Origin of the sequence: Devosia sp. UYZn731 (assembly GCF_040546795.1) — a bacterium.
Classification (GTDB): domain Bacteria; phylum Pseudomonadota; class Alphaproteobacteria; order Rhizobiales; family Devosiaceae; genus Devosia.
In genome coordinates this window covers 322,279-336,379 of record NZ_JBEPOL010000003.1, presented here as the reverse complement: position 1 = coordinate 336,379, position 14,101 = coordinate 322,279, and the positions used below count along the sequence as shown (strand labels likewise).

The following is a 14,101-nucleotide window of genomic DNA, read 5'->3' as shown; positions in this document are numbered from 1 at the left end:
TCGTCTTGAGGCCGGAGCCCAGCTGGAGTTCAAACCCCCTGCTGGGCTTTGGCCATTACATCGCCGTACGTCAGATAGGCATACGCGCTTGAAGACGCACTTTGGTGCTGCAGACGGGCCGCCAGCGCCGCCCTGCCAATAGTTGCCCCAGCGTCGAAAAGCTGCTCGACCAAGCTGCGCACATAAAGCGAAGCGTGCTCGTCCTGCACCGACCACAGAGGCGCAACAATGCCGCCAAAGGATCGCTTAGCAAGCTGACTTGGCCAGCCCACAACAGAGCCAAGAGCAACGTTGGAACTGCCTACTTGGCAGGCGTTCAGGATAAAGAGTGGAGCGTCTCGCTCTCCAAGCTTCACACTGCTGTTTATATTCTCAACCGCAACCCAGTGGTCCTGCATTCTGAGCCCGATTGCGTTGGGTGGCCCTTCCGAAGCACCGTGCCCTGCAAAGTGGACGAGCTGAACCTTATCGACGGGCGGCTCCGTCAACAGGTCAACGAAATCGGCAAAGGTCGGATGGGCGCGGAGTACCCCATGGGTCTCGTGCAGCCAGCGCCCCTCTTCTTCAGCTGCCGGAAGCGTCGCACCGCGCTCGTAGCTGGGAACGAACGAGATGCGTTGACCGAAGCCGAAGCTTGATGCGGCCGCCCTTTCGTTTAGGGCCCATCGAGCTACGGGATGAAGGAGCAACAAATGCCCGTCTTCGCCGGCCACCGATGCCCCCAAAAACATCAGCTCCCAAGGAACATAAGGCTCGTCAGTCAAAATTTGGATCGTAAATCCTGGGCCGACTGCATCGTGAACTGCCCTGTAAATAGAAAGAAAGTCAGCCGGCACAATTTCGGAAATTCTTTCCCCGATACCGCGAAGCGCACCAGCATGTGCGCCCGCTGGCAATACGGGGCACATCTGAAACTTCGCGAGAAAGTAATCCTTCGGCGACTCGCCGCCCAATGAACTCGTACACACGGTGTTTGTCGCACCGATATGTCGAAGGGCGGGCGACGTCTCAAATGACCACGTGCACTGCCCATCAGACCGACCACCACTGTAGATCTTCACAGTGAGATCGGGTGGTGTTGCGTTCCTTTCAAGCGATAGCGAACCGTCGCCGGCCTTGTTGATAGGCTCGGCGGCAATGGTTTTTTGGACGCCCTTGACCTCAAGTGTTCTGCTTGCAGAACCACAGAACCGACCACCGAGCGAAAACGTCAGCTGAATGGTCACCTCTTGAGCGTCGGCGACGACCTTTCCTGAGAACAGTGTCGGTATCGAGCGCTCGAGACGACGAATACGGATAACCCCGCGCCGGTCCTGGGGGGCGATATCGAGCTGTAAGGAGTGAATCTCGACATCGACATCAAGTGACGTCCAATCTCCGTCGTCAAAGACGATCGGACCGCCGTCAACATTGTCGTTTGGCGACAGGCCAAGGTCAGCCACCACATCGATTACATCGCCGGGCGTAGCGACCTCGGTTGTCCGAATGTCTGGATACCTGATGACACCCGAAAAGCTGCTCGGATCCAAATCCAAATCGACCTGATGAGCACCAACAAAATCATCAAAAGGATCTCCAGCCGAGTAGAGCGGCGACGAGACAACCAGGTGATTATCAATCGTGGAAACAGATGTGTTTGCCAGGATGACTCTCTCTAGCGTCGTTTTGACCTCCAAGGAAAAAACCAAACCATCCAACACCGCACGTTCGCCATTCAGCGACAGCCGAAGCGTTTCAATCTGGTCGTCATACTGCTGCGTCAGGATTGTCCGAAGCGCTTCCCACTGCTGTCCGTCTGGCAGATAAAGCTGGGCGTGGTAGGCGTCCCAATCGTCGGTCATGGGTGTTCACTAAATACTGGTTGAACGAAGAATATGTCGCCTGCTGCTTCCGCACCCATACAAGCAGCGGTTGCCTCATAGACCCCAACCGGAAGGTCTCCCTGCCATCTATACCGGCCATCCTTGGGATACATTCGGGTTGTGAACGGAGCGGTCGCGCTATCGACTGGTTTGATCGTCAATTCGAGATATTGGGCTGAGACGCCCGTAATGGCGTGAATGATAACGGGCTCGTCGACCGGGTACATGTCCTCGATAATTAAGCTGATGGTCCCGTGGCCGCCGCGATCGCGGAGCGTGACTTCCGGAAGTCCAGCAATCGCATTGGTTATGTGAGCGATAGTGCTCTGGTGGGACGGGATGACCGCGTGGCCGGTGGGTACGAACGCTGCCACCTCCTCCCCTACTTCAGCAGGCGTAGCTGATGCGCGCGGAACAGTACCGTCACCCCATAGCAACCTGTTACCCGACGTCCCACCGTCGCAGAGAATAGATCCGTCGGGTTGTAGCGTGGCAAAACCCGAGGTTGGTTGTTCCGTCCCTATCACCGTCCGCATGGGACCCCGGCGTTGCGCATAGCCAGATTCATCGAGGTTTGACTTGGCGCGCGACGAGAGGTCGGTATGGAACTTGAGCGCTTCAATTGCACGCCCGCGGTCGATGTTTGGTATCGTGACATCGATTACCCTGCTCGCCTTGCCTGCGCCGTCGGTCACGAACTCTCCTGTCGGCAAGAGCTGGTATATGGAGTCAAAGTCCCTGACTTTGTTTATTGCCTCAGAGACATGCCCGGGCATCCATCGCTTCTGCAAACCATTGCTGAGAAACGAAATTGCATTGCCCGATCCCCCAAATGGGGTGCTGACCGCAAAAGTGGCCTTGGTCGTTTTCCAACCGTCCATGGCCTCCACAAAGTGTCGGGCCACCAGCCCGCCCATTGAGTGCGCGACGAGGATCAGTTTTGCTTTATCATTTCCGCTGGAGCCGCGCCAGGCAGCCAGCCAGACATGGGCGGCTTTTGCGAGCTTTGATGCCGCCACTCGGTTGTCGCGCCGCCAATCGTAAGCGAACTCGAAAAAGTTCTGCCCATTCGATAGCCCAAGAGCTGACTGCAAGCCCGCACTAAGGTCCTGATAGGTGCCGATCTTCCAGAAATCCGGGATCAGAGCCGGCCTTCGTAGTATTCCAGTAGCGACAACTCCATCACCGATATCCTCATCAAGACTGCCTTGAGCATGTAATGCCAGTTTTGAAATGCCATCGAGTGCCAGCGCATTCCAGAAGACGCTGGCACTCGCTCCCCAAATGACTTGGCCATCTTTGGAGAGTTCAGACCCAATGATGCCTGGGATCAATATCACAACGTCGGAAAATCTGGACAAGCTTGCCTCCGCCCCTTGAAGCAATCGGCTCAATTCATGAAAAACAGAGCACCGAATCAATAATACAAGTAGTTGCGGGCTTTGCGACCAGATATTTGCAACATGCTGCGACCTCATAAAGCTCGCATGGGTTGGCGTAAATGCGACCAATTCGTTCGCCGCGCGACCTGGATCTAAGCGCCGCTACTGACGATTGCGAAGGCTGATGCCGGAAGCGAAGGATTTGCCCGGGACGAAGGCATGCAGCCCGAAAGGACGTGGCGTTAAATTGGTCCTGACGCACAGACATATTCATTTGCGGCCAACGCCACCTGCCTTGCGCTCGTTGCCCAGCATTTACTACCTCAAAGCTCCATGCAGGACCTTGTTGGAATACAGAGCCCGCCCTAGCGGCTTCCGCTGGTCTGCGGTGCGAGAAATCCTGCGTCAGCCCTCATGCCAACGGTGATCGTGAAAGGTCGAATCAGGCCAGCCGAGAGAGCTTCAGCGATATCGTCGGTCAGCGCGCTTTTCGAACGTGACGACTTTAATGTCTGGAGATTAACACCTGCTTGGGCAAGCCGCGAAGGTTGGGTTTTTCCAAATTTCCGGCTCTGTGCAGGCAGGTCCAAATGACTTCGAGCTTCGGCCCCAAGGCATGAATGATCGTTCCTGCAGCCGGCATTGTTGTCTCCGTCGCTAGCCACAATATCCGCCGGCGCAGTGGTGCGAAACAGCCGCGTTTCATCCTATTTCATTCTCGCGACGGAGGGTTTGGTGGCCTGGACCAGGATTTGGGCACGAGCCGGCAGGCATTAGCGCCTTGACGCGAACCAGTTTCACCCCCGGGACCGGACGACCAATATCGTTTCATCCGATGGGACAATGTTCAACAGCGCATCCGGGATTCATTCCGATCTCGATGGTTTCGTCGCGGAACGCCCGGATCTGCGAGTGGATTACTCGCGTTCCCTACCGTCTATCCGCATTGCAATCCGGGCATTCTGACGCTATATTGCGTCATAATGATTGGCAGATAACTGGAGTATTCTATGGGCCTTGCTCAATATGCTGATGGCGGTCTCTTCTCGCCCCGCAAGATCGCGGCCGCATTGCGCACGACGAGCGAGGAAATCGCTCGCACGGCCGGACTTGGAAAGGATGCGATCCAGCGAAAGGATCGTATCAGCTCGGATAAGACGCAGCGTCGACTGCGCGAGATGACGGAGATCGTCAACAAGGTCGAGCCGCGCTTCGGTTCGGCGCTGATGGCTTATGCCTGGTATCGCTCCGAGCCGCTGCCCGGCTTTTCCGGGCAGACGGCGATGCAGCTCGTCCGTGACGGACGCTCCGACGACGTGCTCGACTATATCGACGCGGTCGACGCCGGCGTCCACGCCTAGTTCGGTCCGTGCGTTTCCAGGGGGCACTATACCGGGCACTGAACCCGATCTATGCGCGTGAACCGATGTCGGGACGTGGCGCGGAGCTTTACGGCGGGCGCTTCAATCGGAAGGGAACACCCGCACTCTATTTGTCCTTATCGGTCATGACGGCATTGCGGGAAGCCAATCAGGCCGGCAGCCTGCAACCGACAACGCTGGTGTCCTATGACGCGGATATCGAGGGCGTTTTCGACAGCCGCGACGATGCTGCCCTCAAGGCGGAGGGTATGGACGCGGTAGCGCTCGCCGACGGGCGTTGGCGCGACCAGATGAAGGCGACCGGAGAAGCGGCGACGCAAGCCTTCGCCCGGCGTCTCGCCGCGGCGGGCTATAGTGGATTGCTCGTCAGCAGCTACGCTCCCGGCGCAACCATGGCCGGTCTCAACCTGGTCCTCTGGACATGGGGCGCCACGACACCATGTCGCCTCACGCTGATCGACGACGAAGACCGCTTGTCGCGGTAGCGCCGGATGTCGGCCATCGCCTAGCCCGCAGCTGGACTAGGCTGTAATCGGGCGCCCCGCCGGTTCGCTAAAAGCGCCGCTGACGTCGAGCTGCGAAATGATAGTGGCAATGTCGAATTGTCGATGACGCGCCCCTCTCGGCCCTCTCGGGGGCGCAGACTAGTTGCTCGCGCATCTCGCTCCAGAACTGGCGCGGTCAGCCTGAGCAGCTGCGCTATTGTCGGGTTCAACATTTGTCTGGCAATTCCCGAGGTATCGCGCCGAGCCGAGGTGACTTTCTCTGCTGCGGTTATGATTTCGGGGTTACGGCCTCGGGTTGGATGACCGGCGAGCCGTCCAGAGGCGGTAGCTTGATCTTGCCCACGGTGCGACGGGCCGCCTTCATTTCCGGTCCCTCCGAATAGACGCTAAGCGTCATGCCTTCGCGAGTATGTCCAACCAATGCCGCAATCATTCCCTCCGGCGGGTTCGTCCGTTCCCCCTTGGTGATGAACCAACGCCTGAACGAATGGTAGTTCACCCGCGACCGGCGCTTTCCCTCGACCACGTCGGCAACGCCAACAGAGCGACGGTATGTCGTGAAATGTTTGGACGCTCGGAAGCTGCGCTCGACCTTGGGGTTTCGCTTGTCCTTAGGGTTTCGCTTGTCCTTGGGATACTCGGGGAAGAAGTCATCCTCGGCTTTCCCCGCCGTTCGACGGTGTACGATCTCCATCAAATCCGGATGGATCGGAACGTAGCGTTCTGCGGTCTCGTGCTTTTGAGGGTCGAAGCGAAATACCTTGTTTTGGATGACATCACCTATTTTGAGACTCACGATGGCGTTGATACGAGCGCCGGTCAGTGCGCCCATCATCATCAAATCCTTCATGACGGGCTTTGCGGGCCCAGTCAGCAAGGTCACCATCTCCCGTTCGGTGAACGGCCGCTCCTTTTCTGCATTTTTGATCACCTGCATGAACACGACAGCATCGCGCCAAGGATTGATGGATACCTGTCGCAGAGATTTTAGATAGTCAAAATAGAGGGCCAATCGCGATACGTATTTCTTGATCGTGCGCCCCGTCAGGCGGCGGTTGTTCTCGAGATAGGCGAGGAAGTCGGTGACGACGAATTCATCGACCGCTTCGACGTCATCGCCGCGCCCCTTCTGGATGCACCATGCTGCCAGCAACCGCAGCGCCCTGTCATGGTCGTCTTCGGTGCGGGGCGAAACCCTGAGGCGGCTTTTCTTGTAATCCGGGTCGGCGTTAGCAATGGGCCGGCTGCCCTTCAGGGCGACCGCAACGAATTGGTCCGCAAGCCTGACCCGGTCGGGGTCGTATACCGGAACCCGCACCGGACTAGGATCGTAGGTATCGTTGTTCTCGTATGCGGGAACCGCGGTATCGTACCGCACCGGTACGCCGATGATCTCTGTCGTCCTTGCTTCGATGTGGTCCCTAGCGGCGGGGTACCGATCCTTGGGATCGTATTTTTCCAGGTACGCGGCGATTTCGGCCGCTTCCCGCAGGGTGCGGGTGCGCTCGTCGTCGCTGGTCGCCTTGCCGGCCCTCTCAAAGGACCGCATCTTGTCCTTGAGCTGCTTGATCACGCCCCACCGCAATTCCTTGGCGACGGCCAGACTGTCGGTATGCAAGGATTGTTTGAGCTTAGTCGCGCCAACAACTTTTTGCAGGCTCGTCGGCACGGACAAGGTCACACGCCATTTGCCGCCATGCATTTCCAGGAATTGTCGATCGGTATTGGCGATGCGCGCCATGGCAAGGTCCTCCGTACCCAAATTCGTACCCAAACAGGGTACCCTAAGTCCAAGGAATACGGGCATCATGTTAAGGAATAATGGGAAATTCCTTGCTATTGGGAGTGCCCGCTCAGCTCCACCATTCCGGCTTTCAGAACATCGCTGCGTCGACGCCCGACCAGTTCCACGCTTGGCCCGAAGCTCTCGCAGGTGAGAATCGGAACAGGCGGAAGCGCTCGCTTGCGCCCCCGCCCGGCATTGTCTCCTGGCCCGCAATGCGCGGGCCACCCTGATGGCTTACCGTGCCGTCATCAGCGCCTTGGCGCGCTGCAGGCTGTCGGGCTGTTCGCTGCGATAGCGGCAGCCGATTTCCATCATCAGGACGGTGTCCGGCAGGAAATCGAGTTCGGCGAAGATGTCGTCCCAGGCGATATCGCCCCAACCCAGCGGCATGTGCAGGTCGCCAATGCCCATCGCGGTGTTTTCCTGCGGGAAGAACGGCTTGTAGAAGGCCTGGGGACGGCCGAAATTGTCGTGCACATGCAGGTGCCCGGTGACCGGGGCCATCGCGGCGATCTGCTCGCGGAAGTTGAGGCCCTTATAGGTGCTTTCCAGATAAGCATGGCCAAAGTCGATCAATGCGACAACGTTGGGATGATTGACCGCCTTGACGGTCTCGGCCAGTTCGGCCGGAGTCTGGCGGTACTGGCCGGGCTCGGTGGTGAAAATGTTCTCGAAGGCGATGCGCACGCCATGCGGACTGGCGAAATTGCCCACCTCCACCAGTGCCTCGCGTTCGCGCAGGTCCGCCGCGGGACGATCCTGCCACTGGTCAGCGCGCAGGCAGCCGCCGTGCTGCACGATGATGCCGGCGCCAATATCGTTGCACACCTCGATCAGCGCCTTGGCGGCGGCGATCTGGTAGGGCGCGGTCACCGGGTCCATGAAGTTGGACGAGACCAGGCCGTGCACGGTGTAGCGGAAATCGAACTGGCTGGTGATCGCCTTGAGGCGACGGGCGCGTTCGGGGATGATGCGGCCACCGGCCACCAGGTCAAGGCTGGTGACGGCCAGTTCCACCGTGTCGACGCCCATGTCCGCCAGCGCGCGCAGGTCGGCCTCAAGGCTGGGCAGTTCGCCATCGTCGGAGCCGGCGTTGAAACCGACAGCCGTAATATTGCTCATGAAACTTTCCTAAAATCAGGCGTTGATGGGGTGGGCGGCGTGCGCCGCGATGCGAGCCGCGCTGGCGTGGGTTTCGATGCGGCGGCCATCCTCGGCGAAGAGGTGAACATCCTGTTCGGCGAAGGTGAAATGCAGCTTTGTGCCGCTGGGCAGCGGACCGTTGCCGGCATCCACCACGATCAGCCGGCTGCCGTTGGCATCGGCATAGATCAAGCGCGAGGCGCCCAGTTCCTCGACATAGTCGACCACGGCGGCGATGGCGCCATTGCTGCCCTCGGCGGCGCGGCGGATGGCTTCGGGACGGATGCCCAAAGCGGCCTTGCGACCAGCCATCGCCAAGCCGCCCTCGGTGCGTAACTGCCCGCCTTGGCCGTGGTGAAACACGCCCTTGGCGTCGAATTCACCCTCGATCAGGTTCATCGCCGGCGAGCCGATAAAGTCGGCGACGAAGCGGCTGGCGGGATTGTGATACACATCGGACGGTCGCCCGATCTGCTCGACGCGACCGCCATTCATAATGATCAGCCGATCGGCCAGCGTCATTGCTTCAGTCTGGTCATGGGTGACAAACACCGAGGTCACGCCCAGGTCGCGGTGCAGCCGCCGCACTTCCGAGCGCATGGCGACACGCAGTTTGGCGTCGAGATTGGAAAACGGCTCGTCGAACAGGAACACCTTTGGCTCGCGCACCATGGCCCGCGCCATGGCGACGCGCTGGCGCTGGCCACCCGACAACTCGCCGGGAAGGCGGTCGAGATAACCCTCAAGGCTGACCGACTGGGCCACCTTGAGCACCCGCGCCTCGCGTTCGGGCTTGGGCATGCCGGCGACCTTGAGCGCATAGCCGATATTCTTGCGCACGCTCATATGCGGATAGAGCGCGTAGTTCTGGAACACCATGGCGCAGCCGCGTTCGCGCGGTTCGAGCTGGTTGACCACGGTATCGCCGATCAGGATTTGCCCGTCGCTGATCTCCTCGAGGCCCGCGATCATGCGCAGCAGCGTGGACTTGCCACAGCCCGAAGGCCCCAGGATGACGACGAACTCGCCGGACTCGATCTGCGCATCGACGCCGTGCACGACGAGCGACTTCTGGTAGCGCTTCTTGACGGATTTGAGGGTGATTGAGGTCATGGGAGAATCCGTTTCATTTGTCGCGAGAAATGAGCCCGCGCACGAACCAGCGCTGCATCAGGGCAACGACGAGCAAGGGGGGCAGCATGATGATGAGCGCGCCGGCCATGGTCACATTCCAGTCGGGGGTGCCGTTCTGGGCCGGGATCAGCGCCTTGAGCTGCATCACCACGGTGCCGAAATTCTTGCGGTCGGTGGTGATCAGCAGCGGCCAGAGATACTGGTTCCAGCTTGAGACGAAGAGGATCGTCGCCAGCGCCAGCATATTGGTGCGGCTGAGCGGCAGCAGCACATCCCAGAAGAACCGCAGCGGGCCAGAACCGTCCATCTTGGAGGCCTCGACCAGCTCGTCGGGGATGGTCATGAAGAACTGACGATACAGGAACGTGCCGGTCGCGGTCGCCACCAGCGGCAGGATCAGCCCGGGATAGGAGTTGAGCAGGTTCCAGTTCAGCACGATTTGCGTGCCGGTCAGCGACTGCACCAAGCCGGTAATGCCCAGCACATCCAGCAGCGCCTGGAACGGCCCCAGGGCATTGGCGGCGATGGAATAAGTGGGCACGATGCGCACTTCGAGCGGCAGCATCAGGGTGATGAAGATCAGCCAGAAGCACAGCATGCGAGCGCGGAAGTTGAAGAACACGATGGCGAAGGCCGACAGCGCCGCCAGCGTGATCTTGCCCACCGTCACGCCCACGGCTACGATCAGCGAGTTGACCATTTTGGGACCGAGATCGGCGCGCCGCCAAGCCTCGGACAGGTTCTCCAGCAGATGACCGCTGGGCCATAGATGGAGCGGCACTTGCGAGACTTCTTGCAAGGATTGCGAGCCTGCGACCAGCACGACCCAGAATGGCACCAGCACCAGGAACAGGCCGAACACCATGGCCGCATAGGTGAAAAAGTCGAAAACAGGCGAACGTTCGATCACGACCCGCTCCTCAATTGTAGTGAATGCGGCGTTCGACCCATTTGAACTGGACGAAGGTCAGGGCGATGACGAGCACCATGAGAACGATCGACTGCGCGGCGGCGCCCGAATAGTCGAGCCCCTTGAAGCCATCGACATAGAGTTTGTAGACCATGACTTCGGTCGAACCGATCGGCCCGCCCTCGGTCATCACGTCGATCAAACCGAAGCTGTCGGTGAAGCTCGAGATCAGGTTGATGATCAGCAGGAAAAACACGGTCGGCGCGATCAGCGGCAGTTGAAGGTCCAGCATGCGCTGCATCGGGCGGGCGCCGTCCATGGCCCCGGCTTCCGAAATCGAGCGCGGGATCATCTGCAAGGCCGCGAGGAAAAAGATGAAATTGTAGCCGATGCCCAGCCAGGCATGGCAGACGATGACCATGCCCAGGGCATGCCAGCCATTGATGGCCGGGTTCCAGATGCCGGGCCACATCTGGTTGATCGAGCCGATCAGCCCGGCCTCGGGCGAGAAGATGAAGCGGAATGCCACACCGGCAGCGGGCGCCGCAATCGCGTAGGGCCAGACGAACACCGACTGGAACAGGCGCGTGCCCTTAAGCGCACGATCGACGAACATAGCCAGCATGAGCGCCACCACCATCGACAGGCCGGTTGCGGTGATGGCGTAAAAGGCGCTGCGGCCGACGGTGTTCCAGTAGCGCCCGTCATGAAACAGGCTCATGAAATTGTCGAAGCCGACCCAGCTATTGCCGCCGCCCCAGGCCTGTTCGAGTGTAAAGGCCCAGTACAGCGCCTGCGAAGTCGGCCAATAGAAGAACACGAAAACCAGGATGAGCTGGGGCGCGATCAGCAGCCAGGGCAGTGTGCCGTTTTTATAGAAGGCGCGTCGTTCCATCAGTCATGGCCTTTGGCTATGCGGAAAAGATGATGGGCGGCCGAAGCCGCCCATGCCGGAGCCGTAGAGATCAGGGTAGCGCAACGCCCTTGTAGGTCTGCTCGAACTTGCGCAGCACGGCGTTGGAGCGTTCGGCGGCAGTATCGAGGGCCTGCTGGACGGGAACGTTATTGAACAGCACGTCCTGCATGGCGTTCTGGATTTCGACGCGCACGGCGCCGAAATTGCCCAGGCGCACGCCGCGGGTATATTCGGTCGGCGGAGTGAAGGTCAGGCTCTTGATCGCCAGTTCGCGGCCCTTATAGGGGGCAGCATTGTAAAAGCCCTTGGCGACCATGGCCTGGTAGCCGGTATTGGTGACCGGAATATAGCCGGTCACGGTCGACCACCATTCGGCCTGCTTGGGCGTTGCGATGAAGGCGTAGAACGCGGCAGCGCCCTTATATTCTTCAGGCGATTTGCCCTTGAGGGTCCAGAGCGCCGCGCCGCCCACCAGCGAATTGGTGCGCTCGCTGCCTTCCTGCAGCGGCAGCATGGCGACGTCCCAGTGCATGCCGGCAATTGCCTGCTTGCCGAAGGTGCCATGATCGGCGATCGAGGACGAAGTCATCTGGCACTTGGCATTGACGAAGGCGTCATTGGCGGTCTCGCCGGTGGCCTTGCTTTTGACGACGAACAGACCCTCGTCGTACATCTTCTTGATCCAGGTAAGCTGATCGACGAACTTGCCCTGGTTGAATTCGACCACAGCATCGAGCCCGCCGTAACCATTGCCTTCCGAGGCGATCGGCTGGTTGTGCACGGCCGAAAACTGTTCCCACCACTGCCACTGGCCGGTCGGATCGAACGCCACGGGGCACTCGTAGCCGGCGGCCTTGAGGTCCCGGGCGATCTTTTCGACCTGCTGCCAGGTCTGCGGCGCGCCGTCAAAACCGACAGCCTTGAGGGCGTCGGTATTGTAGTAGAACATTGCGGTCGAGCTGTTGAAAGGCATAGCCAGCAGCTCGCCCTTCGAGGTCGAGAAATAGCTGGCGATACCGGAGAAATAGTCGTCCCACTTGATGTCGTAGCCGTTTTCTTCCATCAGCTGGCGCACCGGGATATAGGCGCCCGACAGCATCAGGTCGACCACGCCGCCATCGCTGATCTGGGTGATCGTGGGCTGCTTGTCGGCGCGGAATGCCGCGATGGTGTTCTGCAGGTTGGACTCGTAATTGTCCTGGCTGACGCAGACGATTTCGTAATCGGCCTGGGACGCATTGAAATCCTTGCACATGTCCTGGATGCGCTCGGACAGATCGCCCGACAGGCCATACCAGAACTCGAACTTGGTGGGAGCCGCGAGGGCGGGCGCAGTGGCGAGCGCAAGCGCGCCCACCGAAAATGCTGCATTGAGCAGCCAATTGCGTGTCATTGGGGTCTCTCCGAATGGGGTGCCGAGCGCTCTTGCCAGCGGCGGCAGTCCTATTCGGCCAGTTTGACAGTCGCGCTTCATGGCCGTGACGGTGATGTGACCCTTATACGACGGTTGCGCGACGCGCCGCGGTCCGCCCCCTTAGCTATTGGCGCGGACCAGAATACTGGCGATATCGCTGAAACCCAGCGCGGCGCGACCGGAAGCTCGTCCAGATAGGGCACGATATTGCGCACCCCAAACGTGTTGCCGATGGCGCTGAACATAGAGGCATCGTTGCGCGAATCCCCCACAAAGCACACCGCGCCACCCGCCTCGGCCAGCGAAAGTCCCGACAAAGCCAAGAGCACCCGCTCGCTCATGGCGCGCTTGTCATAGCGGCCGATCCAGCTGTTGATATGGATGGAGCTGATCGCGGCGGTGGCGCCGCTGGCCCGGATTTCCGCCGCCAGCGCATTGATCGCCCCGGGCTCGTGGCCAGCAATGTCCACCGCCACGTCGGCAATCCTGAATGCCTGGTCGTGCGCCAGCCCGAACCCGTCATGACGCGCCAACGTCTCGGCAACGAACGCCAATTGCTCGGCCTGCCGCTGGCGCTGAACGGCCTCGCTCTCCCAGAACTCGAAAGCGACGCGGCCATTGTCCTGCGTCATCGCTACCGCGCCGCTCTCGGCGATCGCGGCGGCCACCGGCCAGGTCCGCACGATATGCTCGCACCAACCGGCCGAACCGCCGGTCACTGGCACGACGGCAATACCCACCCCGGCCAGGTCCCAGAGCGCCTGATAGGTCTGCGGCAACAGCTTGCCGCCGGTGGTCAGGGTATCGTCGATATCGGTGCACAGGTAGCGCACCCCGGCCAGCTCAGCCAGCGAGGGTGCGGCGCCGAGAAAGCTCATGCCCCCGCCTCATCGCACACCACAACCTTGACGCCGCTCTGTTTCAAAGCCGCTTGGGTCGCCTCGTCATCGGGCCTCCTATCGGTCACCAGATGGGTGAACTGGTCGAACGGCGCCACCCTTATGCTGGCATCGCGGCCCCATTTGCTGAAGTCGGCGGCGAGGAACCGCACCCGCGAATTCTCGATGATCGCATTGGCGATCTGTGCCTCGCCATAACTGAAATCGAGCACGCCATGTTCGGCGCTGAGGCCACCGGCGCCGATCACCGCAAAGCTCGCATAGAACTTGCCAAAGAACTTGACGGCATCGGGCCCCACGACGTCCTGGTCATTGGCCCGCCAGATGCCGCCTGTGAGGTGCAGTTCCACATCGGGTGCCTCGCCCAGCGTGCGCGCCACATCGATATTGTTGGTGACCACCGTCAGCCCGCTGCGCTCGCGCAGGGCGGCGGCAACAAACTGCACCGTGCTGCCGATCCCGAGGAACACCGTCGAGCCATCAGTGATCTGCGACGCGATATAGAGCGCGATGCGCCGCTTGGCGCTGCTGTTGAGCTGCGAGCGCGCATTGACCGAAATATTGCGCGACATCACCGGCAGATCGACGCCGCCGTGAAACCGCCGCGCCTGGCCGAGATCGCAGAGGACATTGATGTCACGGCGAATGGTCTGGGTCGTCAGCCCAAACCGCTGCGCCAGATCCTCGATCTGTTGGGCACCATCGGCCTCGATCAGCGCCATGATGTGCCGCTGCCGAACCGACAGTTGGGGGACGGCCATGGCGAA

At 60.3% G+C, this 14,101-nt stretch carries 12 protein-coding genes; 2 read left to right on the top strand and 10 right to left on the bottom strand.

The annotated features are described in order from the left end of the window. Window positions 1-29: 29 nt before the first annotated feature. Window positions 30-1,841, bottom strand: coding sequence for a CHAT domain-containing protein (locus ABIB57_RS09540; RefSeq protein WP_354040287.1), 1,812 nt, complete (start codon window positions 1,839-1,841; stop codon window positions 30-32). Beyond that, complete coding sequence (locus tag ABIB57_RS09535) at window positions 1,838-3,223, bottom strand: lipase/acyltransferase domain-containing protein (RefSeq protein WP_354040285.1); 1,386 nt, start codon at window positions 3,221-3,223, stop codon at window positions 1,838-1,840. The genes ABIB57_RS09540 and ABIB57_RS09535 overlap by 4 nt, the downstream gene beginning before the upstream one ends. 1,031 nt (window positions 3,224-4,254) lie before the next feature. On the opposite strand from ABIB57_RS09535, the gene ABIB57_RS09530 reads away from it, so the two are divergent. Continuing rightward, the gene (locus tag ABIB57_RS09530) at window positions 4,255-4,605 is read left to right on the top strand and encodes an antitoxin Xre/MbcA/ParS toxin-binding domain-containing protein (protein ID WP_354040283.1); all 351 of its coding nucleotides are present in this window, start codon (window positions 4,255-4,257) and stop codon (window positions 4,603-4,605) included. An 8-nt stretch (window positions 4,606-4,613) separates the two neighbouring features. Further along, window positions 4,614-5,111: an RES family NAD+ phosphorylase gene (locus tag ABIB57_RS09525; protein WP_354040281.1), complete on the top strand. Its 498-nt coding sequence runs from the start codon at window positions 4,614-4,616 to the stop codon at window positions 5,109-5,111. Between the two features lie 289 nt (window positions 5,112-5,400). Here ABIB57_RS09525 and ABIB57_RS09520 read toward each other — a convergent pair whose 3' ends face one another. The 8 genes from ABIB57_RS09520 to ABIB57_RS09485 all read right to left on the bottom strand — a co-directional run bounded on the left by ABIB57_RS09520 (window position 5,401) and on the right by ABIB57_RS09485 (window position 14,095). Beyond that, window positions 5,401-6,873, bottom strand: a complete 1,473-nt coding sequence (locus ABIB57_RS09520) for a tyrosine-type recombinase/integrase (protein ID WP_354040280.1) — start codon at window positions 6,871-6,873, stop codon at window positions 5,401-5,403. A gap of 279 nt (window positions 6,874-7,152) precedes the next feature. Continuing rightward, a complete protein-coding gene (locus tag ABIB57_RS09515; protein WP_354040278.1) occupies window positions 7,153-8,040 on the bottom strand; it encodes a TIM barrel protein in 888 nt (295 codons plus the stop codon). 15 nt (window positions 8,041-8,055) lie between these two features. Next, on the bottom strand, window positions 8,056-9,174 hold the full coding sequence (locus ABIB57_RS09510; protein WP_354040276.1) for an ABC transporter ATP-binding protein: 1,119 nt from the start codon (window positions 9,172-9,174) through the stop codon (window positions 8,056-8,058). Between the two features lie 13 nt (window positions 9,175-9,187). Continuing rightward, entirely contained in the window at window positions 9,188-10,105 is a 918-nt protein-coding gene (locus ABIB57_RS09505) for an ABC transporter permease subunit (protein ID WP_354040274.1), read from the bottom strand. A gap of 10 nt (window positions 10,106-10,115) precedes the next feature. After that, entirely contained in the window at window positions 10,116-11,000 is an 885-nt protein-coding gene (locus ABIB57_RS09500) for an ABC transporter permease subunit (protein ID WP_354040273.1), read from the bottom strand. 70 nt (window positions 11,001-11,070) lie between these two features. Then, window positions 11,071-12,414, bottom strand: a complete 1,344-nt coding sequence (locus ABIB57_RS09495) for an extracellular solute-binding protein (RefSeq protein WP_354040271.1) — start codon at window positions 12,412-12,414, stop codon at window positions 11,071-11,073. Between the two features lie 77 nt (window positions 12,415-12,491). After that, a complete protein-coding gene (locus ABIB57_RS09490; RefSeq protein WP_354040269.1) occupies window positions 12,492-13,313 on the bottom strand; it encodes an HAD-IIB family hydrolase in 822 nt (273 codons plus the stop codon). After that, entirely contained in the window at window positions 13,310-14,095 is a 786-nt protein-coding gene (locus tag ABIB57_RS09485) for a DeoR/GlpR family DNA-binding transcription regulator (RefSeq protein WP_354040267.1), read from the bottom strand. Before ABIB57_RS09485 ends, ABIB57_RS09490 begins: the two co-directional genes overlap by 4 nt. Between the last annotated feature and the right edge of the window lie 6 nt (window positions 14,096-14,101).